Genomic DNA, 21,891 nt, shown 5'->3' with positions numbered 1-21,891 from the left:
CGGCCGTGCCGTTTGCGCGGCCGGGCAGACCGGACGGACCGATGGCAAGCTCGCTCGACCCACATGCGGTAATCGTCACCGAGGCCGGCAGCGTCTCAGAAGGCCCGCTGACCACGGCCGATGGCCAGCCCTTGCAGAAGGCGCTCGCGCGGTCATCGCGGGCGGCGCGGCGGCGCGCCTTCTGGCTGGTCGCGCCGCTGCTGGCGTTCATCGTCATCACCTTCGTGATCCCGATCGGCCAGCTTCTCTATCGCTCGGTCCATAATGACGGGTTTTCGGCCAACATGCCCGAGATCTCGGCCTGGTTCGCTGTCACCGAACCCGGCACCGCGCCAGACGAGGCGGCATTCACCGCGCTTGCCGCCGATCTTCTGGCCGCGTCCGAGGCGCGCAGCATCGGCACGGTCGGCACACGCATCAATTACGACGTGCCCGGCACGCGCTCGCTCTTCACCTCGACCGGGAGGCAGGTCCGGCGCGGGATCGAACCGCCCTACCAGGCGGCACTGCTGGAGATCGACGCGGAATGGGGCGATGCCGAGATCTGGGCGGCGATGCGCGGGGCCTCGACGCCTTACACGGACGGGTTCTATCTGGCCTCAGTTGACCGGACGCGCGACATAGACGGCAATGTCACGATGGTTGCGGAGCATCGGCAGGTCTATGTCATGCTGTTTCTGCGCACGCTGTGGCTGTCGGGGCTGATTACGGCGCTGACCTTTCTGCTGGGCTTTCCGGTCGCCCATCTTCTGGCGACGCTGCCGATGCGGAAATCCAACCTGCTGATGATCCTGGTGCTGCTGCCCTTCTGGACCTCGCTTCTGGTGCGGACGAGTTCCTGGATGGTGCTGCTCCAGCAGCAGGGCGTGGTGAATGACCTGCTGGTCTGGCTGGGCGTGATCGACGATGGCGGGCGGCTGGCGATGATGTACAATCAGGCCGGCACGATCATCGCGATGACGCATATCCTGCTGCCCTTCATGATCCTGCCGCTCTATTCGGTGATGCGCACGATCAACCCGGCCTATGTCCGCGCCGCCCGCTCGCTCGGCGCGACAAGCTGGACGGCGTTCCGCCGGGTCTATTTCCCGCAGACCCTGCCGGGGCTGGGGGCGGGGGCGCTGCTCGTCTTCATCCTCGCGGTCGGGTATTACATCACGCCCGCGCTTGTCGGCGGCTCTTCGGGTCAGCTCATCTCCAACATGATTGCCGAGCACATGACCGGGACGCTGAACTGGTCGATGGCGGCGGCGCTTGCGGCGATCCTGCTGGCGGGCGTGCTGATCCTTTACTGGGTCTATGACCGTCTGGTCGGCATCGACAATCTGAAACTGGGATAGATCATGGCCCTGCCTTCCTACGCCTCACCGCTGGAACGGATCTGGCACCGGAGCTATCTGGTGATCTGCGCGCTGATCTTTATTTTCCTGATCGCGCCGATCCTCGTCATCATCCCGCTCAGCTTCAACGCCGCACGGTTCTTCACCTTCACCCGCGAGATGCTGTCCTTCGATCCGGCGGGCTACTCGATGCAGTGGTATGACACGCTCGCCACCTTCGGCATGGCCAGCCCGGACGCGCCCCGCGATGCGAACTGGTTCGCGGATATGTGGGCAAATGCGAAATGGGTGAACGCGGCGAAGAACTCGGTGCTGATCGGCATCCTGTCCACCGCGCTCGCGACAGTGCTGGGGACGCTTGCAGCGTTGGGGCTGTCGCGGCCGGAGATGCCGTTCCGCCGCCTCATCATGGCGACGCTGATCTCGCCGATGATCGTGCCGCTCATCATCACCGCGACGGGGCTGTTCTTCTTCTACTCCTCCGCCTGCCTGCCGGAGGGGTCCTGGCTGCAACAGGCATTCTCGCCGATCTTGTCCAACCGGGGCTGCCTGGCCAATACCCATCTGGGGGTGATCCTGGCGCATGCCACGCTGGGTGTGCCCTTTGTCATCATCACCGTCACCGCCACGCTGATCGGGTTCGATCAGTCCCTGAACCGTGCCGCGGCCAGCCTTGGCGCCAGCCCGAGGACGACCTTCTTCCGCATCACCATGCCGCTGATCCTGCCCGGCGTGATCTCGGGCGCGCTGTTTGCCTTCGTCACCTCGTTCGATGAGGTGGTGGTGGTGTTGTTCATCGCCGGGCCCGATCAGCAGACCATCCCGCGCCAGATGTGGATCGGCATCCGCGAACAGCTCTCCCCCGCGATTCTGGCGGTGGCGACGCTGCTGGTGGTGTTCTCCATCGCCCTGCTGGCCACAGTGGAGATCCTGCGGCGCCGATCCGAACGCATTCGCGGCATCACGCCAAGCTGAGCGCGACCGATTCAGGGCAGGATCTGCAACCAGACCGAGATCGACAGGATCGAGAGCGCCGTGGCAACCAGCACGGCAGACGCCGCGACGCGCTTGGCCACACCGTAGATCGAGGCGAAGAGATAGGCGTTCACCCCCGGCGCCATCGCGGCGGTCAGAACGGCAGAACGCAGCGATGACAGTTCCAGATCGAACAACCGGCCCAGCCCGAACGTGACCGATGGATGCAGGATCAGCGACGCCACGCAGCAGATCGCGATGGCGCGGCTGTCGCCCTCGGGCCGGTAGCGATAGAGGATCCCGCCAAGCGCGAACAGCGCCGAGGGCAGGGCGGCCCGCGACATCATCTCGATCCCGGCCCAGAACCCGCCGGGCAGCACCAGACCGGCCTGGAGCATCACATTCATCGCGATCCCGCAGACGATCCCGATCACCAGCGGCGTGCGCAGCACCCCGGTCAGCGCCCGCAGCGCCACCCGGCCCACCGACAGATCCTCGCCCCGCGCGCGGGTGAACTCCATTACCGTGATCCCGAATGTATAGAGCAGGGGCGAATGCACCGCGATGATCGCCCAGTTCCCGGCAAGCGCCTCGGCGCCATAGGCGCGTTCGGTGATCGGCACACCCAGAAGCAGGGAGTTCGAGAACAGGCAGGCAAAGCCGATCGCCACCGCGTCCTGCGGCGGCCGCCCGATCCGGCGCGCCCCGAACGCGCCCAGCATGAACGAGGCAAACGCGCCCACGTAGAACGCGGCCAGCATCGGCAGGTCGAAATCCGCCGACAGATCCAGCGTGGCGATGGAGCGGAACAGCAGCACCGGCACGGCGAAGTTCTGCGCAAACCGCATCACCCCATCGACGGCAGACTCCGAAAACCATCCCCGCCACGCTACCGCATAGCCGAAGCCGACCACCAGGAATACCGGCAGCACGACATCGAAAAGCTGGGTCACGGCTGCGCCTCGATCACCATCCCGTCATGGGCCGGGGTGATATGGGACGGGGTTTCGGCATCGGTCAGCGCATAGTCCAGATCGATATGCATATTGGTCAGCACGCCGCGTTTGGCCCCCGCTGACAGAATCCACTCCACCGCCAGCGACAGATGGGCATGGCTGGGATGGGGGTCGTGGCGCAGCGCGTCGCAGACAAAGATTTCCGGCTGGCCGATCACCTCCCAGGCTTCGTCGGGGATATGCTGCACGTCGGGCAAATAGATGATCCCGCCGCCCGCCGTCCCGATCCGCAGACCAAGCGCGGTGATCGCGCCATGCGGCACGGTAAAGGGCGTCAGCGCCACCGGCCCGCCTGCACCATCGATGCGGATCGGCCCGTCAAGCGGGTGCAGATCGCAGATCGGCGGGTATTGCGAGCCGGGCGGGCTCTGGAAGATATAGCCGAAACGGTCCATCAGCGCCCGCGTGGTGGGCGCATCGGCAAAGCCCTGAACCCGCGCGCGCGCGTTATAGGCAAGCTGGCGCAGATCATCGATGCCGTGGATATGGTCGGCATGGGCGTGGGTCCAGACCACCGCATCCAGCGTGCGCACATCCGTATCCAGAAGCTGCGGCACCAGGTCCGGGCCGGTATCGACCAGCACAACCGTGCGGCCCGCATCCCCGATCCGCTCGATCAGGATCGAACAGCGCCGCCGCCGGTTGCGCGGCTCTCCCGGATCGCAGGCGCCCCAATTGCCCCCGATCCGCGGCACCCCGCCCGAGGAGCCGCAGCCGAGGATGGTGACACGGATCATGCCGCCGCCTTGCTGAACAGCCGGTCGAAGTTCTTCGAGGTCTGCGCCGCGAAGGCCGCGTAATCCAGCCCGAAGACCTCGCCCCCTTTTGCTGCGGTGTGCGCCACGAAGGCGGGCTCGTTGCGCTTGCCGCGATGCGGCGGCGGGGCGAGATAGGGCGCGTCGGTCTCGACGACGATCCGGTCTATGGGTGCGGCGGCAAATATCTCGCGCAGCTCGGCCGAACGCGGGAAGGCCGCGATCCCCGACATGGACAGGTAGAACCCCAGATCGAGCGCCGCGCGGGCCAGCCCCGCGCCGGAGCTGAAGCAATGCATCACGCAGGAATAGGCCCCGGCCCGATGCTCCTCGGTCAAGATGCGGGCCATATCGTCATCGGCATCGCGCGCGTGGATGATCAGCGGCAGGCCGGTCTGCCGCGCCGCCTCGATATGGATGCGCAGGCTCTCCTGCTGCGCGGCCGCGCTTTCGGCGGTGTAGTGATAATCCAGCCCGGTCTCGCCGATGCCGACGAATTTCGGGTGATCCGCCAGGGCCACCAGATCCGCGACCGCCACCATCGGTTCCTCGGCCACGCTCATCGGGTGGGTGCCTGCGGCGTAGAATACACCCTCATGCGCTTCGGCGATGGCGCGGACCTGCGGCTCCTCGCGCAGCTTGGTGCAGATCGTCACCATCCTGGTCACACCGGCGGCGCGGGCGCGGGCGATCAGCGCGTCACGCTCGCCCTCGAACTGGGGAAAATCGAGATGGCAATGGCTGTCCACGATCGGGACCGCCGTGCCGGCATCGGAAACGGACATCGGTCAGACTTTCGCGTGCGCCGGGGCCAGCCCGGCAAGTTGGGTGAGCATATCCATGACGAGCGCCGCAGGGTCAAGGTTGACCGCCCGCCCGGCGCGGGCCCGCGCCGACAGATCCGCCTGCGCCCCGGCCCAGATCCGCGCCGCCGCGGCGTCGGGGCAAAGCCGCGCCATCAGCTCCGCCTCGCCCGGCGCGGCCTCCGGCACGGGCGCGCCGAGCAGCCCGGTCCGTGCCAGCCGGGTCAGGAATCTGTCCAGAAGCGTCACGCGCAGATCGAAGGGATCTCCATCCGCCGTGGCGCGCCCTCCCGCCGCGTCCGCGATCACCCGCGCCTTCATCCGGTCAAAGCGGGGGCATGTCGCGAACAGTGCGACGATCTGGCGGTACACCTCCAGCCCGTCCTGCCCCGCAAGCCGCAGCGCCTCGCCCGCCGATCCGCCCGAAAGCGACGACAGCGCGTCGGCATCGCCCTCCACGCCGAGCGCGGCCATGACCCGGCCCGTCTCCTGCGGCGTCAGCGGCGACAGGCGCAGCTCCCGGCAGCGGGACCGGATCGTCGGCAGCAGCCGCGCGGGCTGATGCGCGATCAGCAGGATCACCCCGCCGGCTGGCGGTTCTTCCAGCAATTTCAGCAGCGCATTGGCGGCCGCGCCGTTCATCTGGTCCGCTGCATCGACGATGGCGACCCGCCTGCCACCCTCCGCCGCGCTCATGTGGAAGAAGGACAGCAGGGCGCGGATATCCTCCACCCCGATCTCGGCGCGCAGCCGCCCGGTCTTGTCGTCGAAGCCGCGCCGAATCAGGTGCAGGCGCGGTTCCGACAAGGCCGCCAGCCGACGCGCCACCGGATGATCCGGCGGCACCGACAGATCGCCGGGCGGGCCATCCGCCAGCAGCCAGCGGGCGAGCGCCCAGCCAAGCGTCGCCTTGCCCACCCCGCGCGGCCCGGTGACGAGCCAGGCGTGATGCAGGCGCTGCGCCTCAGCCGCACCGAGGAAATCGGCAATCGCCGCGCCGTGACCCACCACGCCTGCCGCGTGGCGCGGATGTGGCGCGCCCGGCACGCGGTCGGATTCGGGCCGATCCTCGCTCATAGCGCCGCCCGGACGCGCGAGGCGACCTGGTCCGGCGTGCCGCGCCCGTCGATCAGACGGACCCGGCCGGGATGCGCGCGGGCCAGATCCGCAAACCCGTCGCGCAGCTTATGCTGGAACCCCAGCCCCATCGATTCGAAGCGATCCTCGATGCCGCCGCGCGCAGCACCGCGCGCCAGACCCTCCGCCGGGTCGATATCGATCACGAAGCTGCGGTCCGGCTCGATCCCGATCATCAGCCCGTGCAAGGTCTCGACAGCCTCGGTCAGATCGCCGCGCGTCGCACCCTGATAGACCCGCGTCGAATCGGCAAACCGGTCGGTGATGACAACCGCCCCGCGGTCGAGCGCGGGGCGGATCGTGCGTTCCAGATGATCGCGCCGCGCTGCGTTGAACAGCAGGATCTCGGTCTCTGCCGACCAACGCTCGGCCCCGCCCTCGACCAGCAGGCGCCGGATCAGCTCCGCCCCGTCCGAGCCGCCCGGCTCGCGGGTCAGCACCACCTCGCGCCCCTCGCCGCGCAGCGTCTCCGCCAGCAGCCGCGCCTGCGTGGTCTTGCCGCTGCCGTCGATGCCTTCAAAGCTGATGAACATGAGGGGCTTACTGCCGCGCGGCCTGCCAGGCCTCGCCCCCCAGCCGCATGGCGGCGCTGCGCAGCCGGCCGACGAACCCGGCCGCCTCCACGGTCTCGGCCGCGACCAGGGGCACATTGGCCGGCCCGACGCCCGGAATCTGGATCTGCAGCATCCCCAGCCGGTCGCCCTCGCTGATCGGCGCGTGGATCGGGCCGGAATAGACCGCCTCCGCCGTCACACCGGATTCCGAACCGACCGGCATCAGCACGTTCAGCCCGTTCTGCGTGGTCAGCGCGACCGAGGATTTCGCCCCCAGCCAGACCGACGCGGAGGCGACGGTCTCGCCTTGCGGCACGACCTCCTTCATGGTGAAGTCGCGGAATGCCCATGCGGCGATCCGCTCTGCTTCCTCGGCGCGCGCGCTTTCGGTCGGCAGGCCGGTGACGACGAAGATCACGCGGCGATTGCCCTGCACGGCCGAGCCGACCAGGCCGTACCCCGCCTCCTCCGTGTGTCCGGTCTTCAGACCGTCCGCGCCGATCCCCAACTCCAGCAGGGGATTGCGGTTGAACCGGTTGGCGGGCGCGCGATTGTCGAACGGAAACTCGGTCAGCGCGAAATATTCATACAGCTCCGGGAAATCATTGATGAGATGCTCGGCCAGAATGCCCAGATCATGCGCCGACATGACATGGTTGGGCGCGGGCCAGCCGGAGCTGTTGACGAAATTGGAATTGTCCATTCCCAGCGATGTCGCCTTGTCGTTCATCTGCCGGGCAAACGCATCCTCGGTCCCGGCCAGCCCTTCGGCCACGACCACGCAGGCATCATTGCCCGACAGCACGATGATGCCCTTGATGAGTTCCTCCACCGTCGGCCGGTCCTGTTCGTTCAGGAACATGGTCGAGCCGCCCATCTGCCGCGCCTTGGTCGAGACCGGCAGCCGCGTATCCATCTGCAACCGCCCGTCGCGCACCGCCTCGAACAGCATGTAGATCGTCATCAGCTTCGACATGGAGGCGGGCGGGACGGCCGTGTCGGCGTTCTTTTCCAGCAGCACCGTCCCGGTGCCCACGTCATAGACCCAGGCGGTCCGCGCATTGGTCTCGAAGCCGAAGGCGTTGAGGGGCAGAAGCAGGAGAAGGACGGAAATCAGGGCTGCGCGCATGGGAAATGCCTGTCATTGGGCGGAACGCCGGAATTTCCGATAGCAGTAGCGCATGCGCGCGGCTGTCGCAACGATGGGGCGAGCGATGCGGCCGCCGGTTGCGGCGGCGCGGCGCAACGCTATCCCATCCCCAGCGGATCGCGTCGCTTCCGGGCGCGGACGGCATCGTCGCGGGCGCTGATGATGGCGATCACGCCCCAGGTGACGCAATAGACCGCGCCCAACAGCAGGATCAGCCAGCCCGGCAGCGGCCCGATCGAGGCGCGCTCCAGGAATTGCGCCGTGGATTGCAGGGGCGTTGGGTGCACGATCAGCTTGCCCAGATAGGCGATGGTCTGGATCAGCAGGATCCAGATATAGTTGCGCCGGATCCGGCGCCCCACCGCCGTCCACATGCTGACATGATAGCGCGGATGAAGGTAATCATCCGCCAGCCGGTCCTGCCAGTGTTCTTCCAGATGCAGATCCCCCTCGCGCAGCATGGGGGCATAGAAATGCAGCTCCATCCAGCGGCAGCGCGCGCGCCAGACGTTGAAATAGCGATAGCGCCGCGCCTCCTGCATCAGGAAGAAGATGATGAGAATGCCGACCAGCACCAGCGGCAGCGGCGAGGCCTGCGGCGCGGAATAGGTGATCGACAGCGCCACACCCAGCGTCACCACCGACCAGTTCGTTGTCGTGTCCAGCCTGGTGCGCCAGATGGTCGAGCGATAGACCTCGCCACGATAGAGATGCGCAATCGCCCCGATCTCGGCCGAATCGAGCTTCTTTCTGGTCTTGATCTCGCTGTCCATGCCGCGCCCCCCTGCTCGGCAAACTTGCAGGAGAATGCCCTAACGGCAAGCAGTTCCGCGCGAAATTGCCGGTTTCCTGTTCAGCCGGCGACCGCCTCGCGCCAATGGCGGCGGCAGAGCGAGACATAGGTTTCATTGCCGCCCACCTGCACCTGCGCCCCGTCGGTCACGGCGCGGCCGTCCGGCCCGCGCCTGATCACCATCGTGGCCTTGCGGCCGCAATGGCAGATCGTGCGCACCTCGCGCAGATCATCCGCAAGCGCCAGCAGCGCGGCCGATCCGGGGAACAGCTCGCCCCGGAAATCCACCCGCAGCCCGTAGGCCATGACCGGGATGCCCAGATCGTCGGCCACGCGGGCCAACTGCCAGACCTGTTCGCGCGACAGGAACTGCGCCTCGTCGATGAACACGCAGGAGAGCGGGCGCGGGTCGTCGTCGATCAGCGCGAACAGATCGGCATTCGGGCCGAAGGCGGTGGCCTCGCAGGAAATGCCGATCCGCGAGCCGATCCGGCCATGCCCGGCGCGGTCATCGAGCGACGCGATCAGCAAAAGCGTGTCCATGCCGCGCTCTCGGTAGTTGTAGGAGGCCTGGAGCAGCAGCGTGCTCTTGCCGGCATTCATCGTGGAGTAATGGAAATACAGCTTGGCCATGCGACCAGATAGCGGCGTGCCGGCCCGCCATCAAGTATGACGCGCCTGTCGCAAGGCGCGAATATCGCTTGCCAAAACGCGCGCGTGCTGGCAGGACTGCACGGGACGGGCGGCAAAATTGGCTTCGGCGCGATTCTGCGCCGCGCGTTTTCACTTCCAGATGACAGGTTCGACCCGATGCGTGACCCGCTGTTCCGCATGGCCCTTGTTCTGGGGCTTCTCTCCGCCGTCGGTCCCTTTGCGATCGATATGTATCTTCCCGCCTTGCCGGAGGTGGCGCGGGATCTGGCCACGACCGAGGCGGCCGCGGCGCAGACCCTGACCGCGTATTTCATCGTGTTCGGCATCGCGCAGATGATCTACGGACCGATGGCCGACGCGGTCGGGCGCAAACCGCCGCTCATCATCGGGGTGGCGATCTTCCTGCTGGCCACGATCGGCGCGGCGCTGGCACCGACGATCGGCTGGCTGATCGTCGCGCGCGGCGTACAGGGGCTGGGCGCGGCGACGCTGATGGCGGTGCCGCGCGCGGTGATCCGCGATCTGGCGACCGGACCGGCAGCGGCGAAGATGATGGCGGCGATCATGATCGTGATCTCCGTCTCTCCGATGCTGGCGCCGCTGACTGGCTCGCTGGTGATGGCCTGGGGCGGCTGGCGCGAGATCTTCGCGGTGCTGGCGGTGGCCGCACTGCTCAGCCTGGCGCTGATCGTGCTGGTGCTGCCCGAGACGTTGCCCGCGGCGCAGCGTCAGCCGGTGCGGCTGGCGCGGATGCTGTCCGGGGCAAGGCGGCTTCTGACCGACAAGCGATTCATGGGGCTGACCATGATCGGCGGGTTCGGCATGTCGAGCTTCTTCGTGTTTCTCTCCACCGCCAGCTTTGTCTATACCAGCCAGTACGGGCTTAACCCGACCGAGTTCTCGCTGGCTTTCGCGGTCAACGCGATCGGCTTCTTCACCGCCTCTCAATTCGCCGGGCGGCTGGCGCAGCGTTTCGGGATGGAGCGGGTGATCTCGCTGGCCATCATCGGCTTTGCGGGGCTGGCGTCGGTGGTGAGCTTGCTGGTCTGGTCGGGCTTCGACTCGCTGCCGGTGGTCATCGCGGGGCTCTTCGTGGCGAATGCCTGCCTGGGGCTGGTGATGCCGACGGCGATGGTCATGTCGCTCGACCCGCATCCCGATATTGCCGGGCTGGCCTCGTCACTGGGCGGGACCATTCAGATGCTGACCGGCGGTGTGATGATCGCGGTCGTAGGGCCGTTCATGGACAATACCGCTGCCACCATGGTGCCAGCGATTGCGCTGTGCGCCCTGCTGGCATGGGCGGCCGCGGTGGCGTCGCTGCCGCGGTTGCGGTTCGGGCCCCGGCTGGCCTGACATCCGGCTTGCACAACACAAAACCCGCGGACGATGCGGTCCGCGGGTGTCCTGTTTAATCGCGCCAGCCGCCGGTCAGGCGTTCTGCTGCTGGCTTTTCGGCCGCCGCGACGGGCGCCGGGCCGGGCGCTTGCGCGGTGCGGCCTCACCGCCGGGGCGGGCGCGGGGCGCGCCGCCGCGACCGCGGCTGCGCGGGGCGGGCTTTTCCTCCGCCGGGGCCTCGCCACCGATCACCGGGATCTTCGATTTCATCGCCTTCTCGATGGCGCGCAGTTCTCCGATTTCCCCCGGCGCGCAGAAGGCCACGGCGCGGCCATCGCGACCGGCGCGGGCCGTGCGCCCGATCCGGTGGACATAGTTCTCCGGCACGTTCGGCAGATCGAAGTTATAGACATGCGCCACCTGCGGAATGTCCAGACCCCGTGCGGCCACATCGGTCGCGACCAGCACCTGCGTCTTGCCCTCGCGGAACGCGGCGAGCGCGCGTTCGCGCTGCCCCTGCGACTTGTTGCCGTGGATCGCCGCGACCGAGAAGCCCCATTTGTCGAGCAGTTTCGCCAGCTTCTCGGAGCCGTATTTGGTCCGGCCAAAGACAATGGCCAGCTCGCCAGGATGTTTGGACATATATTCGGCCAGCAGCGTCGCCTTATCGCCCTGATTGACGAAATGCACGCCCTGCTCGATCTTCTCGGCGGCCTGGCCTGGCGGGTTGACCTGCACCTTTTCCGGGTTCTTCAGATAGGTGCTGGCCAGCTCCTCCATCAGCTTCGGCATGGTGGCCGAGAACAGAAGCGTCTGGCGCTTGGCGGGCAGTTCGCGGGCGATGCGGCGCAGGGCGTGGATGAAGCCGATATCCAGCATCTGATCGGCCTCGTCGAGCACCAGATACTCGGTCTTGGACAGGTCGAGCGCGCGGCGGTCCAGAAGGTCGATCAGCCGGCCGGGCGTGGCGATCAGCACGTCCACGCCGCGCTCGATCCGCTGCATCTGCACGTTGATCGAGGCGCCGCCAACGACGCGGAAGGCGCGGATCGGGGTGCCTTCGGCAAAGCCCTCGACCGAGGCGGCGATCTGGGTCGCCAATTCGCGGGTGGGCGCGAGGATCAGCGCCCGGCAGGAACGCGGATCGGGCTTGCGGCCATGGGCCAGAAGCCGGGTCAGCATGGGCAGGGAAAATGCCGCGGTCTTGCCGGTGCCGGTCTGGGCTAACCCAAGCAAATCAATGCCTTGAACGATATGCGGGATGGCTTGCGCCTGGATCGGGGTGGGGGCGTTCAGCCCCATTGGCGCCAGGTTGGCGTTGATGCGGGGGTCGATCCCCATCTCGGCGAAGGGGCCGGTTTCGACCGGCGCCCGGGCGGGCGCGCGGCGCGCGGCGACACCGGCCTCGCGGGGGGCGCGCTGCGGGTTCGGGCGGGGTTTCTGGCCGCGACGCGGCCGACGTTTTTCGTTATTCATTTCAATCACTTGCATGCGGCCGCACACCCGTATCGGGCACGGCAGGCGGCGCTTGGCCGCGAAAGGGGTGCGGGTCGCGATACGGTGACCCGGCGGTGCCCCTGCGTGTGGGTGGGAACCTGTTCGTAAGCCCGCCCGCGACTGGCTGCACACGCGGCAGCACGCGGACCGGGGTTGCGGATCAGATGAGGCCTCCGCGCGGAAAAGTCAAGCCGTCCGGCGGGTCCGAAACCAGCCGCACAGCCTGTGCACAGGGTGTACACCGCGCGTACACTGTTCGTGCACCGTTCTTCTGACACGCGACGAAACGTCTTACACAAGGCGGATCTGCCTGCCGGGTGGCCTCAATCGCACGCAGCGCGGGCCGGTATCAGGCCAGTCTGCCCCGCACGAGAGGGCAAGCGCCTGTCCGTGGGATGGCGCCGCCGAGGGATGTGCGGCACGCTTTATGGAGCCACCCGCATCTCTTCGCGGGGTCGGGGGGCTGACGGCACCAGAGCGCCAGCCCGCCCGGACGGGCAGGCGCAAGCCCCTGGCCGCTGGCGCGGCTGTTCCGGGCGCGGGCGTGACGGAGGCAAGGGGGTTGGCGGCCGGTCGATTGATGCGGTTTGGTGATCGAAACCTTAACCGGGCCGCGGTCCGCTGGTCGCAGATACTCATACCGGGGCCTTCGGGTGTGAGCGCGCGCTCGATCCGGGTGTGCCCGATGGCCGCAAGCAGCCGCGGGGCGACTCAGCCCCGATCGGCGCTGTCCATCCAGATCGTCACCGGGCCGTCATTGGTCAGCGCCACCGCCATGTCGGCCCCGAATTCGCCCGTTTCCACCGCGCAGCCGAGATCGCGGAGTGCCGCGGCGAAATCCTGATAAAGCGCGCGGCCCTGATCTGGCGGGGCGGCGGCGGAGAATCCGGGGCGGTTGCCGGAGCGTGTGTCGGCGGCCAGCGTGAACTGGCTGACGACGAGCGCCGCGCCGCCCGTGTCGAGAAGCGCGCGGTTCATCTTGCCGGCCTCGTCGCGGAAGATGCGCAGCTTGGCCACCCGCGCCGCCAGTTTCTGCGCCGCCGCGCGGTCGTCGCCCTGCATGGCGCAGACGAGGATCATCAGGCCGGGGCCGATCCGGCCGATGGTGCGCCCCTCGACGGTGACGCTGGCTTCGGTGACCCGCTGGATCAGGGCGCGCATCTGGACCTCTCTGATTGCGATGCCGCTGCCTGCCACATCCGGGATGGGCGGGCAATGGCGGTGGGCCGGGCGGTTCGCGCCGGGGCGGCAGCGCGCCTATCGCAGCGCGTCACGGTTGCCGGAGAGCCTGTCGCCGGGGCAGGGCGGGGAACGATGCCGGGGCTGCATCGTTTCGGAGGGGAATTGTCCTTAACGATGGAGCGGCAGAGATGGCCAGCAAGTCAGACGACAAGACCCCGACCCCGGATCCGGCAGAGCCGGGTGCCTATTTCCCCTCGCCCCATTCGCTGGGGGAGTTCACGTCGCCGAAATCCGATCTGGCCGACGCGGATTATCCCGACGCCTATACGGGCGGGCGCTGGAAGGTGCTCGTCATCGGGGCCGACGAGCGGTATCTTATGACCGACAATGGCAAGATGTTCTCGACCGGGAACCACCCGGTCGAGACGCTGCTGCCGATGTATCATCTCGACAAGGCCGGGTTCGATTTCGACATCGCCACGCTGTCGGGCAACCCGGTGAAGTTCGAGCATTGGGCGATGCCGGAAGAGGATGCGGAGGTGACGGGGTTCTTCGACCGCTTCGCGGATCGCTTCCGCCAGCCGCTGAAATTGTCGGAGGTGGTGCGCGAACGGCTGGGACCGGACAGCGATTACATCGCCGTGTTCATCCCCGGCGGTCACGGCGCGCTGATCGGGCTGCCGGGCAGCGCGGATATGCGCGCGGTGCTGGAATGGGCGGCGGATGTTGACCGGCATGTGATCTCGCTGTGTCACGGTCCGGCGGCGTTCCTGTCGGCGGCGGAGAGCGGGATCTATGACGGCTACCAGATCGCGGCCTTCCCGGATTCGCTGGACGCGCAGACCCCGGAGATGGGCTATATGCCCGGCCATCTGACCTGGAAATTCGGCGAGCGGCTGGAGCAGATGGGGTTCGATATCGTCAATGACGATATTTCCGGGCTGACCACCAAGGATCGCAAGCTGCTGACCGGGGACAGCCCGCTGGCTGGGAATGCGCTGGGAAAACTGGCCGCGAGCGAGCTGCTGGCAGCGGTGAAGCAGGGCTGAGAGGCCGCCGCGGGTGGGCGGTGGTCAGAGCCGGGTGACGACGCGTTGGCCGAACAGCCGGTCCACATCGGCGCGGCGGCACAGCGCGGTGGCGGGCGTCATGCAGGCGGCCGAGGCCATCGCCGCCCCGAGGCCGAGCGCGTCGGGCGTCGCCATGCCGCGGGCGCGGGCCAGCGTGAAGCCCGCGACGAAGCTGTCGCCCGCGCCGACCTTGCTGACGATGGGGACTTTCGCGGCCTCGGCATGCCAGGCACCCTCGGCGGTGGCGATGATATTGCCGTCGCCGCCGCGGGCCACGATCACCGCCTGTGCCGCGCCATCCTTGACCAGCGAGGCGGCAAACAGCGCCGTGTCGCGGCGTTCGGCCAGGGGGCGGCCGGCCAGCGTCTCCGCCTCGTGCCGGTCCATGCGCAAGAGCGCCACGCCATGCCCGCCCGAAGCCACCGCGCTGAGCGCATGGCCTGACGTGTCGACGAAGAGATGGCTGCCGCTGTCCGCCAGCCGCGCGGCGAGGCTTGCGGCGTAGTCATCGGGCACGCCGGGCGGGTTGGAGCCGGACAGCACCACAAAGCCGTCCGGGGCGGCGTGGCGGGCGATCTCGTCCAGCGAGCGGGCGACCAGGTCCGGCGGCCAGTCCGGGCCGGGCATGACGAAACGGTATTGCTCGCCGCTGTCGCGGTCGGTGACCACGACGGATTGGCGGGTTTCGCCCGCGGTGTCGAGCCGGATCGGGTCGAGCCCGGCCTCCGCCAGCATCTGCGCCATGCGCGCGCCGGTATGGCCGCCAAGGGCCACGAGCGGGCGGGACGTGCCGCCCATCGCCGCAATCGCCCGGCTGATATTGATGCCGCCGCCGCCGGGATCGACGCGGGGCGCTTCGCAGCGCAGCTTGACCTCTGCCACCACCTGATCGGCGGCGGTGGACAGATCGAGCGCCGGGTTCAGCGTGACGGTCAGGATCGGGGCCTGATCGGGCGCGCTCATTCCCACCACCGGTCGATGCGGGCGATATCGTCATCGGACCAGCCGAAATGATGGGCGAGTTCATGCACGGTGACATGCGCCACCAGATCGGGCAGGGTGATGTCGCCGCGCTCGGCCCATTCATCCAGGATGGCGCGGCGGAACAGCCAGATCGTGTCAGGGAAATGCTGCGGATCCGACGGCGATTTATGCGTCATCGGCACGCCGTCATAGATGCCGGTCAGCTCCAGCGGGTCATCGGTTTCCAGCTCGTCCAGCATGTCGTCGGGGGCGAGATCCTCCACCCGCAGCACGATGTCCCTGGCATGGGGGGCGAAGGCTGTGGGCAGGGTGGCGATCACGTCGCGGGCGATGGATTCGATATCGTCCTGTGTCGGCGCCACGCGGCCGGTCCAGTCTTGGGTCTCATCGCTCATCATCTCACCTCGTTTGCCCCTGATATGGACAAAATGCAGGCGATATGAAAGAGCGTCGGGGTCCAGAGGATTATTGCCATGACCACCACCCGTTTTGCGCCCTCGCCCACGGGGCATATCCATGTCGGCAATCTGCGCGCGGCGCTGTTCAATTACCTGATCGCGCGCAAGGCGGGCGGCACGTTCATCCTGCGGTTCGACGACACCGACCGGGAGCGTTCGAAACAGGAATATATGGACGGGATCAAGCGCGATCTGGAGTGGCTGGGGATCGAATGGGACCGGGTGGAGCAGCAATCGACGCGGCTGGACCGATACGAGGCGGTGCGCGAGCAGCTGCGCGCCGATGGCCGCATCTACGAGGTGTTCGAGAGCCCCGGAGAGCTGGATCTGAAGCGCAAGAAGCAGCTCAACATGGGCCGCCCGCCGGTCTATGACCGCGCCGGGCTGCGCCTGAGCGAGGCGGAAAAGGACGCGCTGCGCGCCGAGGGGCGCGAAGGGTATTGGCGCTTCAAGCTGGCGCATGAGCGGATCGAGTGGGCGGACCGGATCCTGGGGGATATTTCCATCGACGCTGCCTCCGTGTCGGACCCGGTGCTGATCCGCGCCGACGGGCAGGTGCTGTATACCTTCGCCTCTTCGGTGGACGACACCGATATGGGGGTGACCGATATCGTGCGCGGGTCCGACCACGTGACCAATACCGCGACGCAGATCCAGATCATCGAGGCGATTGGCGGGACGGTGCCGGTGTTCGGTCATCACAGCCTGCTGACCGGTCCGCAGGGCGAGGAGCTGTCGAAGCGGCTGGGGTCTCTGGCGATCCGCGATCTGCGCGAGGCCGGGGTGGCGCCCGAGGCGCTGGTGTCGATGATGTCGCGGCTGGGCTCGTCCCAGCCGGTGGAGCTTTTGTCGATGGACGAGGTGGCGGAGAGCTTCGATCTGTCGCATTTCGGCGCGTCGCCGACGAAATTCGATGCCGAGGATCTGTGGCCGCTGACCCGCGCGCGCAACCAGTCGCTGCCCTTCGAGGCGGTCAAGGACCGGGTCGCGGCGCTGGGTGTGCCGGGGGATCAGGCAGAGCGGTTCTGGCGCGTGGCGTCGCAGAATATCACGACGCTGGACGATCTGGGCGAATGGTGGGCCATCTTCAGCGAGGGGGCGGAGCCCGACATCGCGCCCGAGGATGAGGCGTTCATTGCCGAGGCGATGACGCTGCTGCCGCCGCCGCCCTATGACGACAACTCGTGGTCGGAATTCACCACCCGCGTCAAGCAGGCCACGGGCCGCAAGGGCAAGGCGCTGTTCATGCCGCTGCGCAAGGCGCTGACCGGGCAGGCGCATGGTCCGGATATGGGCGATCTGATGCCGCTGTTGCAGGTGGTGAAGGCGCGCGGATAGCGGCGAGGTCCGGCGCTTACGCGCACCCAGCCGGCAGGATCGCGTGCCGCGCTGCGGGGGATTGGATAGGGCGTCCGGTTCTGGCCTGGGTTCAGTCCGAATCGAGGGCACGCGCCTGCCCGTGGGATGGCGCCGCCGAGGGTCGGGCGATGCGCTTTATCGCGCCACCCACATTTTTTCGCTGAGCGGCAAGGCTGCGTCACCAACGCGCCAGCCCGCCTGCACGGGCAGGCGCAGGCCCGGCGGGGCTGCGCCACTTGTTCCGGGCGGGATGGGTCAGAGGCGTGGTCGACTCAGCCGAGACTTGGCGAGGCCGGCTGTTGATCCGCAGGGCCAGCCGGCGTAACCACCGCGCGCTCGGGTCGGCAGCACCTCGCCAACTCATTCCTGGAACTTCGCGGCGCATAGTCTTTGTAACTCAAGTTCTGCGTCGCGCCCAATCTGGATGTTGTCCAGCAGCCACGTGATACGCTCTATGGCCTGCTCGGTGACGCCATTATCTTTCAAATCTCTCCAGAGAAGATATAAGTATGAGTTGCCGGCTGTAGGTATAACCGAGAAGAAGGTGGCTGGCGCTAATCTGTCCAAGTCCATTTCGTTACGGAAATATGAGTAGTTCCATGCGTGCACGACGTTCGACAGGTTTTCACCGATCGCTTGGACTGAACCCTCGGGTACGTGCAAGGATCGAATTTGAAATTCAGGAAGTTCCGTGAGGACCTTGCGGTAGGGTTGACCATAAAATTTTGATAGGCGACGATCTGGAAAGTCCTCTCCGACAATCCAGTCCAACCCGATCGTCCTCCTACGAAGTTCAAATGCGAGTTGGTCGAACTTAAACAAATCACTTCTGTGATTGCTATGAGATAGAAGCCCATAGCGGCTATCAGGATGACCCATGGAGTTTATCCTATGGAGCAACGATTCAAGCGACTCATCTCTCCAGATCCACTCGGAAAGTTTGCTCGGTCTCCTAAGCTCCCTCACGGCAAGATTTCCAAACAACTCGCTGTGTGTACGCCAAAGCTTTTCGATGTCGTGCTTGAAATGCCGCGTAACCGACACGCCGTTCAGAACTAGACCAGCTTTTAACAGCTTCTCGATAGTTTGAAGCGCATTCCACCAAAACTCTTCATGTATCCCGTAGATCTTTGATAGTCTTGAGAAGAAATAGTTTCGGTCGGCGGGCGCTACGAAGAATTTTTGTGCCATGACCGACTTGAAGTGGTTCAAAGGGATGTCGAACATCGAAGTTTTCATGATCGTGAAGCCGAACTGTGTGAAACATTTTCAGGTGGTTTAAAGTTGATGCTAGTTCTCGGGTGCACGGCAAATCAACGCGCAAGGAAGCCCTTGCCGCTGATCGACTTGACTTCTACGTCGTGCAGCGACACGAGAATCTCGCAGCCCTGAGTTTCGCGCTCTGTCTCGGCTCCAGCCCCTACCGCGACCTGCTCCAATTTCCACAGAATCCCGCTTGACGCCCCCCGCACCCTCCCTTACATCGCCTCCACCCCACGCGGTGATCGGGGCGGAGTAGCTCAGTTGGTTAGAGCAGAGGAATCATAATCCTTGTGTCGGGGGTTCAAGTCCCTCCTCCGCTACCACGACATCGCCCTATGTCCCGTTGCATGACAAATCGTCTCGGCCGCGCGCCAGCGTGGCCTGGCGGGTGGTGCGAGGTCGGGGACGGGCGGTGCGCCGGTCAGTCTAGCGGCAGCTTCCAGATCCGCGCGGCATTGGCGGCGTAGAGCGCGTGGCGCTCGGCCTCGGAGGCGTGGGCGAAGAGGTCTCGCGTGGCCTCGGCCCATTTGGTCAGACCGCCCCCCAGCGTGCAGACGAACCAGTCGCTGCCCCAGACCAGCCGGTCGAAGCCGAAACTTGCCGCGACGTGATCGGTCCAGCGACGCAGATCCGACGGTGTCCAGCCCGGCGCGGCATAGGCGGGCAGGCCGGAGATCTTGGCGGCCACATTGGGTCGTTCGGCCAGAGCCGCAATGTCCCGCGCCCAGCCGTCGAACGCGCCACCGGCAATGTCGGGCACGCCGCAGTGATCCAGCACGAATTGCGTGTCGGGCGCGGCATCGGCGAGCGCGATGGCCAGTGGCAATTGCCGGGCCAGCACGCAGAGATCGAAGGGCAGGTCGTGGTCGGAGAGGCGGCGGAGATTGTCGCGGAACTGCGCGGTCCGGGACAGATCGTCGGGCATGGTATGGAGCACGCGGCGCAGCCCGACCACCGCGCCGCCGGACAGGGCCTGCTCGATCTGCTGGGCGAAGCGGGGCGATTCGGGGCGGCAGCCGCCGATGATGCCGATGATCGGGACATCCGCGCGGTCGGGCAGGGACTCGATATGGGCGGTTTCCGCCGCGATCAGGTCTTCGGCGACATCGACCTCCATATGCAGCGCGGCTGTGATGCCGCAGGCCGCCGCCTCCCGCGCGTAATCCTCATGGGTCCAGTCCCGGTCGAGCGCGGGCGCATCCGCGAGCCAGGGATAGGTGAGTGCCGTGCGGTCCACCAGGTGCAGATGGGTGTCGATCATGGTCATGCGTGCCGTTCCTTCGATGTTGCGGTCACCGGGGTCAGCCGGTCTCCACCCCGGCGCCGGCCATGGACGAGAGCGTCCGGCATGTGTCGAGCAGCATATGCGTGCAGTCGGAGAGATCCGGCGCGTCGGGCACATTGACCAGCGGCAGATAGGGCACGGTCAGCGCGGCGATGGCCGCGCCGTCGCCGGCCATGACGGGGGCCGAGAGGTTGAACACCCCGGCGGTCTGGGCCGAGGGCATGCTTTCATAGCCCTGCTCGCGGATCCGGTCGAGCCGGCTGGCCAGCGAAGGGGGCATCTCGCGCCCGGCATCGAGCGGGTTCTCGGCCACCATGACGCGGCGCTGCTCCTCGGTGCTGAAGGCCAGAAGCACATGGCCCGAGCCGGTGTCGTAAAGGCTGATATGCGAGCCGACGCGGACGCTGATGCCCCAGTATCCGGGGGCCTCCTGCTGGGCGATGACCACCACCTGGCCGCGATCGAACACGGTGAGCTGGTTGGCCTGGCGGGTGCGGATGGCCAGTTCGCGCATCAGCGGGGTGGCATAGCTGACCAGGCGGCGCGTCGGCGGGTGGAGCTGCGAGATGCCGAACAGCTTCAGCGTCAGCGCGAAGCGGTCGCCTTCGAGCCGGGTGACATAGCCGCGCTTCTGCAGCCGGTCGAGCATCCGGTAGAACTCGTTCGGGCTGCGGTCGAGCCGCTTGCCGATCTCGGCCTGGGTCAGACCGCCATCGATCCCGGCCAGAAGTTCAAGAATATCAAGCCCCTTGTCGAGGGCCGGCGCGCGGTATCGATCATCGTCTGACATGGCATCTCCCGTAAACGGTAAATTCATATACGATACAAGCTGCGGTCAAGCCAGAAGTTCGCTTGACAACTCGCCGGTTTGGAATTTGTATGTAAATAGGCTGCTCACTGGCGCAATCATAGATGCCAAAGCAATCAGGGAGGATGGAAATGACATATTCAGCGAAACTCGCGGCGCTGCTCGGGGGAAGTCTGCTGGCCGGAATGGCGGCCGCGCAGGACCTGCCCGGCAGTTTCGACGGGGTGACGGTGCAGGCCAAGCTGATCGGGGGCCAGCAATACGAGGCGCTCTATGCCCGCATCAACGAATGGCAGGAGGCCACGGGTGCGACGGTCGAAGTGATCTCGAAAAAGAACCATTTCGAGCTGGATCGCGAGATCAAGTCCGACATCGCCACCGGCCAGCTCGGCTGGTGCGTGGGCTCGAACCATTCGTCCTTCGCGCCGCAATATCCGGGCATCTACCAGGATCTGCGCGCATTGCTGCCCGAAGACGCGCTGTCCGGCTTCGTGCCGGCCACGCTGGATGCGGCGACGCTGGATGACCGGCTGGTGATGCTGCCGCGCGCGCAATTCGACGTTTCGGCGGTGTATTACCAGAAATCGCTCTATGAGGACGAGGCGAACAAGACCGCCTTCGAGGAGGAATACGGCTATCCGCTTGCGCCCCCGGACACATGGGACCAGCTGGCCGACCAGGCGAAGTTCTTTGCCGATCCGCCGGATTTCTACGGCACGCAATATGCCGGCAAGGAAGAGGCGATTGCCGGGCGGTTCTATGAGATCCTGAAGGCCAATGGCGGCGAATTCCTGAATGCGGATGGCGAGCCGGCCTTCAACTCCGACGCCGGGGTCGCGGCGCTGCAATGGTTCGTCGATCTTTACGCGGCCAACGCGGTGCCCAACGGCGTGCCGAATTATCTGTGGGACGATCTGGGGCAGGGCTTCGCCTCGGGCACGGTCGCGGTCAACCATGACTGGCCGGGCTGGATGGGCTTCTTCAACGATCCTGAATCGAGCAAGATCGCCGGCAATGTCGGCGTCGCGCCGCCGCCCAAGGGATCGTCCGGCGCGCGCAGCGGCTGGTCGGGGTTCCACGGCTTCTCGGTCACGGAAGATTGCGAAAATCCCGAGGCCGCGGCATCGCTGGTGTGGTTCCTGACCAACGAGGACAGCCAGAAGATGGAAAGTGCGGCCGGTCCCCTGCCGACGCGCAGCGCGGTCTGGGATCACATCATCGCCGAGGCCGAGGGCGACGAGTATCGCAGCGAGGCGCTGACGGCGTTCCAGGTGGCGGCGGAGGGCGCCTATCCGGTGCCGCGCTCGCCAAGCTGGATCGAGATGACCAACGTGGTCTATCCCGAATTGCAGGCGGCGATCCTGGGCGACAAATCCGCGCAGGAGGCGCTGGATGCCGCGGCCGAGGCGGCGACGAATGTGCTGATGGATGCGGGCGAGCTGTAATCGCTAGCTGCGGGGGCCGCGCGGC

21 protein-coding genes and 1 tRNA gene are annotated in these 21,891 nt (G+C 66.6%); 7 read left to right on the top strand and 15 right to left on the bottom strand.

All coding sequences use genetic code 11. From position 1 onward, the window contains the following. Positions 1-41: 41 nt before the first annotated feature. Both BLT73_RS00320 and BLT73_RS00315 read left to right on the top strand, forming a co-directional pair. Positions 42-1,340, top strand: a complete 1,299-nt coding sequence (locus tag BLT73_RS00320) for an ABC transporter permease (RefSeq protein WP_090519879.1) — start codon at positions 42-44, stop codon at positions 1,338-1,340. A 3-nt stretch (positions 1,341-1,343) separates the two neighbouring features. Continuing rightward, a complete protein-coding gene (locus BLT73_RS00315) occupies positions 1,344-2,315 on the top strand; it encodes an ABC transporter permease (RefSeq protein WP_090519878.1) in 972 nt (323 codons plus the stop codon). Between the two features lie 11 nt (positions 2,316-2,326). Here the strand turns inward: BLT73_RS00315 and BLT73_RS00310 are convergent, their stop codons facing one another. From BLT73_RS00310 to BLT73_RS00275, 8 genes are all read right to left on the bottom strand, one after another. Beyond that, positions 2,327-3,268: an AEC family transporter gene (locus tag BLT73_RS00310; protein WP_090519876.1), complete on the bottom strand. Its 942-nt coding sequence runs from the start codon at positions 3,266-3,268 to the stop codon at positions 2,327-2,329. Beyond that, a complete protein-coding gene (locus tag BLT73_RS00305; protein WP_090519874.1) occupies positions 3,265-4,068 on the bottom strand; it encodes an MBL fold metallo-hydrolase in 804 nt (267 codons plus the stop codon). Before BLT73_RS00305 ends, BLT73_RS00310 begins: the two co-directional genes overlap by 4 nt. Continuing rightward, positions 4,065-4,871 (bottom strand): TatD family hydrolase, encoded by an 807-nt coding sequence (locus BLT73_RS00300; RefSeq protein ID WP_090519872.1) that lies wholly within the window; start codon positions 4,869-4,871, stop codon positions 4,065-4,067. The genes BLT73_RS00305 and BLT73_RS00300 overlap by 4 nt, the downstream gene beginning before the upstream one ends. Positions 4,872-4,874: 3 nt before the next feature. Beyond that, complete coding sequence (locus BLT73_RS00295) at positions 4,875-5,966, bottom strand: DNA polymerase III subunit delta' (RefSeq protein ID WP_090519871.1); 1,092 nt, start codon at positions 5,964-5,966, stop codon at positions 4,875-4,877. After that, the gene (gene tmk, locus BLT73_RS00290) at positions 5,963-6,559 is read right to left on the bottom strand and encodes a dTMP kinase (RefSeq protein ID WP_090519870.1); all 597 of its coding nucleotides are present in this window, start codon (positions 6,557-6,559) and stop codon (positions 5,963-5,965) included. The genes BLT73_RS00295 and tmk overlap by 4 nt, the downstream gene beginning before the upstream one ends. A 7-nt stretch (positions 6,560-6,566) precedes the next feature. Next, the gene (locus BLT73_RS00285; RefSeq protein WP_090519868.1) at positions 6,567-7,709 is read right to left on the bottom strand and encodes a D-alanyl-D-alanine carboxypeptidase family protein; all 1,143 of its coding nucleotides are present in this window, start codon (positions 7,707-7,709) and stop codon (positions 6,567-6,569) included. 119 nt (positions 7,710-7,828) lie between these two features. Next, on the bottom strand, positions 7,829-8,503 hold the full coding sequence (locus BLT73_RS00280) for a DUF2270 domain-containing protein (RefSeq protein ID WP_090519867.1): 675 nt from the start codon (positions 8,501-8,503) through the stop codon (positions 7,829-7,831). Positions 8,504-8,583: 80 nt separating this feature from the next. Further along, positions 8,584-9,156 (bottom strand): thymidine kinase, encoded by a 573-nt coding sequence (locus tag BLT73_RS00275; RefSeq protein WP_090519865.1) that lies wholly within the window; start codon positions 9,154-9,156, stop codon positions 8,584-8,586. A gap of 177 nt (positions 9,157-9,333) precedes the next feature. Here BLT73_RS00275 and BLT73_RS00270 point away from each other — a divergent pair, with 177 nt between their 5' ends. Continuing rightward, on the top strand, positions 9,334-10,533 hold the full coding sequence (locus BLT73_RS00270; RefSeq protein WP_090520873.1) for a multidrug effflux MFS transporter: 1,200 nt from the start codon (positions 9,334-9,336) through the stop codon (positions 10,531-10,533). 75 nt (positions 10,534-10,608) lie between these two features. On the opposite strand, the gene BLT73_RS00265 is transcribed toward BLT73_RS00270, so the two are convergent. After that, entirely contained in the window at positions 10,609-11,856 is a 1,248-nt protein-coding gene (locus tag BLT73_RS00265; RefSeq protein ID WP_176804872.1) for a DEAD/DEAH box helicase, read from the bottom strand. An 867-nt stretch (positions 11,857-12,723) separates the two neighbouring features. Continuing rightward, positions 12,724-13,173: a D-aminoacyl-tRNA deacylase gene (gene dtd, locus BLT73_RS00260; RefSeq protein WP_090519863.1), complete on the bottom strand. Its 450-nt coding sequence runs from the start codon at positions 13,171-13,173 to the stop codon at positions 12,724-12,726. A gap of 209 nt (positions 13,174-13,382) precedes the next feature. On the opposite strand from dtd, the gene hchA reads away from it, so the two are divergent. After that, positions 13,383-14,243: a glyoxalase III HchA gene (gene hchA / locus BLT73_RS00255; protein ID WP_090519862.1), complete on the top strand. Its 861-nt coding sequence runs from the start codon at positions 13,383-13,385 to the stop codon at positions 14,241-14,243. A 24-nt stretch (positions 14,244-14,267) separates the two neighbouring features. On the opposite strand, the gene BLT73_RS00250 is transcribed toward hchA, so the two are convergent. Beyond that, a complete protein-coding gene (locus BLT73_RS00250) occupies positions 14,268-15,227 on the bottom strand; it encodes a 1-phosphofructokinase family hexose kinase (protein WP_090519860.1) in 960 nt (319 codons plus the stop codon). After that, positions 15,224-15,646, bottom strand: coding sequence for a metallopeptidase family protein (locus tag BLT73_RS00245; protein ID WP_245726876.1), 423 nt, complete (start codon positions 15,644-15,646; stop codon positions 15,224-15,226). The genes BLT73_RS00250 and BLT73_RS00245 overlap by 4 nt, the downstream gene beginning before the upstream one ends. 75 nt (positions 15,647-15,721) lie before the next feature. Here BLT73_RS00245 and gltX point away from each other — a divergent pair, with 75 nt between their 5' ends. Then, positions 15,722-17,044, top strand: a complete 1,323-nt coding sequence (gene gltX / locus BLT73_RS00240; protein WP_090519859.1) for a glutamate--tRNA ligase — start codon at positions 15,722-15,724, stop codon at positions 17,042-17,044. A gap of 381 nt (positions 17,045-17,425) precedes the next feature. Here gltX and BLT73_RS00235 read toward each other — a convergent pair whose 3' ends face one another. After that, entirely contained in the window at positions 17,426-18,292 is an 867-nt protein-coding gene (locus BLT73_RS00235; protein WP_090520871.1) for a hypothetical protein, read from the bottom strand. A gap of 282 nt (positions 18,293-18,574) precedes the next feature. On the opposite strand from BLT73_RS00235, the gene BLT73_RS00230 reads away from it, so the two are divergent. Next, positions 18,575-18,651, top strand: a tRNA-Met gene (locus BLT73_RS00230). Between the two features lie 98 nt (positions 18,652-18,749). Here the strand turns inward: BLT73_RS00230 and BLT73_RS00225 are convergent. Both BLT73_RS00225 and BLT73_RS00220 read right to left on the bottom strand, forming a co-directional pair. Next, positions 18,750-19,595: an amidohydrolase family protein gene (locus BLT73_RS00225; RefSeq protein ID WP_090519858.1), complete on the bottom strand. Its 846-nt coding sequence runs from the start codon at positions 19,593-19,595 to the stop codon at positions 18,750-18,752. A 34-nt stretch (positions 19,596-19,629) separates the two neighbouring features. Continuing rightward, a complete protein-coding gene (locus BLT73_RS00220) occupies positions 19,630-20,403 on the bottom strand; it encodes an IclR family transcriptional regulator (protein WP_090519856.1) in 774 nt (257 codons plus the stop codon). Between the two features lie 149 nt (positions 20,404-20,552). Here BLT73_RS00220 and BLT73_RS00215 point away from each other — a divergent pair, with 149 nt between their 5' ends. Continuing rightward, positions 20,553-21,866 carry an ABC transporter substrate-binding protein gene (locus tag BLT73_RS00215; protein WP_245726874.1) on the top strand — a complete coding sequence of 438 codons (1,314 nt, stop codon included), beginning with the start codon at positions 20,553-20,555 and terminating at the stop codon, positions 21,864-21,866. Positions 21,867-21,891 lie beyond the last annotated feature (25 nt).

It is taken from the genome of Paracoccus isoporae (assembly GCF_900101865.1).
GTDB classification, from domain to species: domain Bacteria; phylum Pseudomonadota; class Alphaproteobacteria; order Rhodobacterales; family Rhodobacteraceae; genus Paracoccus; species Paracoccus isoporae.
This window is presented reverse-complemented; position numbering and strand designations above follow the sequence as displayed.

Excerpts from the sequence above, each read along its gene's own strand:
- dtd (WP_090519863.1), bottom strand. The coding sequence starts at position 13,173 with ATGCGCGCCCTGATCCAGCGGGTCACCGAAGCCAGCGTCACCGTCGAG.
- BLT73_RS00215 (WP_245726874.1), top strand. The coding sequence starts at position 20,553 with ATGACATATTCAGCGAAACTCGCGGCGCTGCTCGGGGGAAGTCTGCTG.
- BLT73_RS00225 (WP_090519858.1), bottom strand. The coding sequence starts at position 19,595 with ATGACCATGATCGACACCCATCTGCACCTGGTGGACCGCACGGCACTC.
- BLT73_RS00270 (WP_090520873.1), top strand. The coding sequence starts at position 9,334 with ATGCGTGACCCGCTGTTCCGCATGGCCCTTGTTCTGGGGCTTCTCTCC.
- BLT73_RS00280 (WP_090519867.1), bottom strand. The coding sequence starts at position 8,503 with ATGGACAGCGAGATCAAGACCAGAAAGAAGCTCGATTCGGCCGAGATC.
- BLT73_RS00295 (WP_090519871.1), bottom strand. The coding sequence starts at position 5,966 with ATGAGCGAGGATCGGCCCGAATCCGACCGCGTGCCGGGCGCGCCACAT.
- BLT73_RS00320 (WP_090519879.1), top strand. The coding sequence starts at position 42 with ATGGCAAGCTCGCTCGACCCACATGCGGTAATCGTCACCGAGGCCGGC.
- BLT73_RS00305 (WP_090519874.1), bottom strand. The coding sequence starts at position 4,068 with ATGATCCGTGTCACCATCCTCGGCTGCGGCTCCTCGGGCGGGGTGCCG.
- BLT73_RS00315 (WP_090519878.1), top strand. The coding sequence starts at position 1,344 with ATGGCCCTGCCTTCCTACGCCTCACCGCTGGAACGGATCTGGCACCGG.
- hchA (WP_090519862.1), top strand. The coding sequence starts at position 13,383 with ATGGCCAGCAAGTCAGACGACAAGACCCCGACCCCGGATCCGGCAGAG.
- BLT73_RS00300 (WP_090519872.1), bottom strand. The coding sequence starts at position 4,871 with ATGTCCGTTTCCGATGCCGGCACGGCGGTCCCGATCGTGGACAGCCAT.
- BLT73_RS00235 (WP_090520871.1), bottom strand. The coding sequence starts at position 18,292 with ATGTTCGACATCCCTTTGAACCACTTCAAGTCGGTCATGGCACAAAAA.
- BLT73_RS00265 (WP_176804872.1), bottom strand. The coding sequence starts at position 11,856 with ATGGGGATCGACCCCCGCATCAACGCCAACCTGGCGCCAATGGGGCTG.
- BLT73_RS00275 (WP_090519865.1), bottom strand. The coding sequence starts at position 9,156 with ATGGCCAAGCTGTATTTCCATTACTCCACGATGAATGCCGGCAAGAGC.
- tmk (WP_090519870.1), bottom strand. The coding sequence starts at position 6,559 with ATGTTCATCAGCTTTGAAGGCATCGACGGCAGCGGCAAGACCACGCAG.
- BLT73_RS00285 (WP_090519868.1), bottom strand. The coding sequence starts at position 7,709 with ATGCGCGCAGCCCTGATTTCCGTCCTTCTCCTGCTTCTGCCCCTCAAC.
- BLT73_RS00245 (WP_245726876.1), bottom strand. The coding sequence starts at position 15,646 with ATGATGAGCGATGAGACCCAAGACTGGACCGGCCGCGTGGCGCCGACA.
- gltX (WP_090519859.1), top strand. The coding sequence starts at position 15,722 with ATGACCACCACCCGTTTTGCGCCCTCGCCCACGGGGCATATCCATGTC.
- BLT73_RS00220 (WP_090519856.1), bottom strand. The coding sequence starts at position 20,403 with ATGTCAGACGATGATCGATACCGCGCGCCGGCCCTCGACAAGGGGCTT.
- BLT73_RS00250 (WP_090519860.1), bottom strand. The coding sequence starts at position 15,227 with ATGAGCGCGCCCGATCAGGCCCCGATCCTGACCGTCACGCTGAACCCG.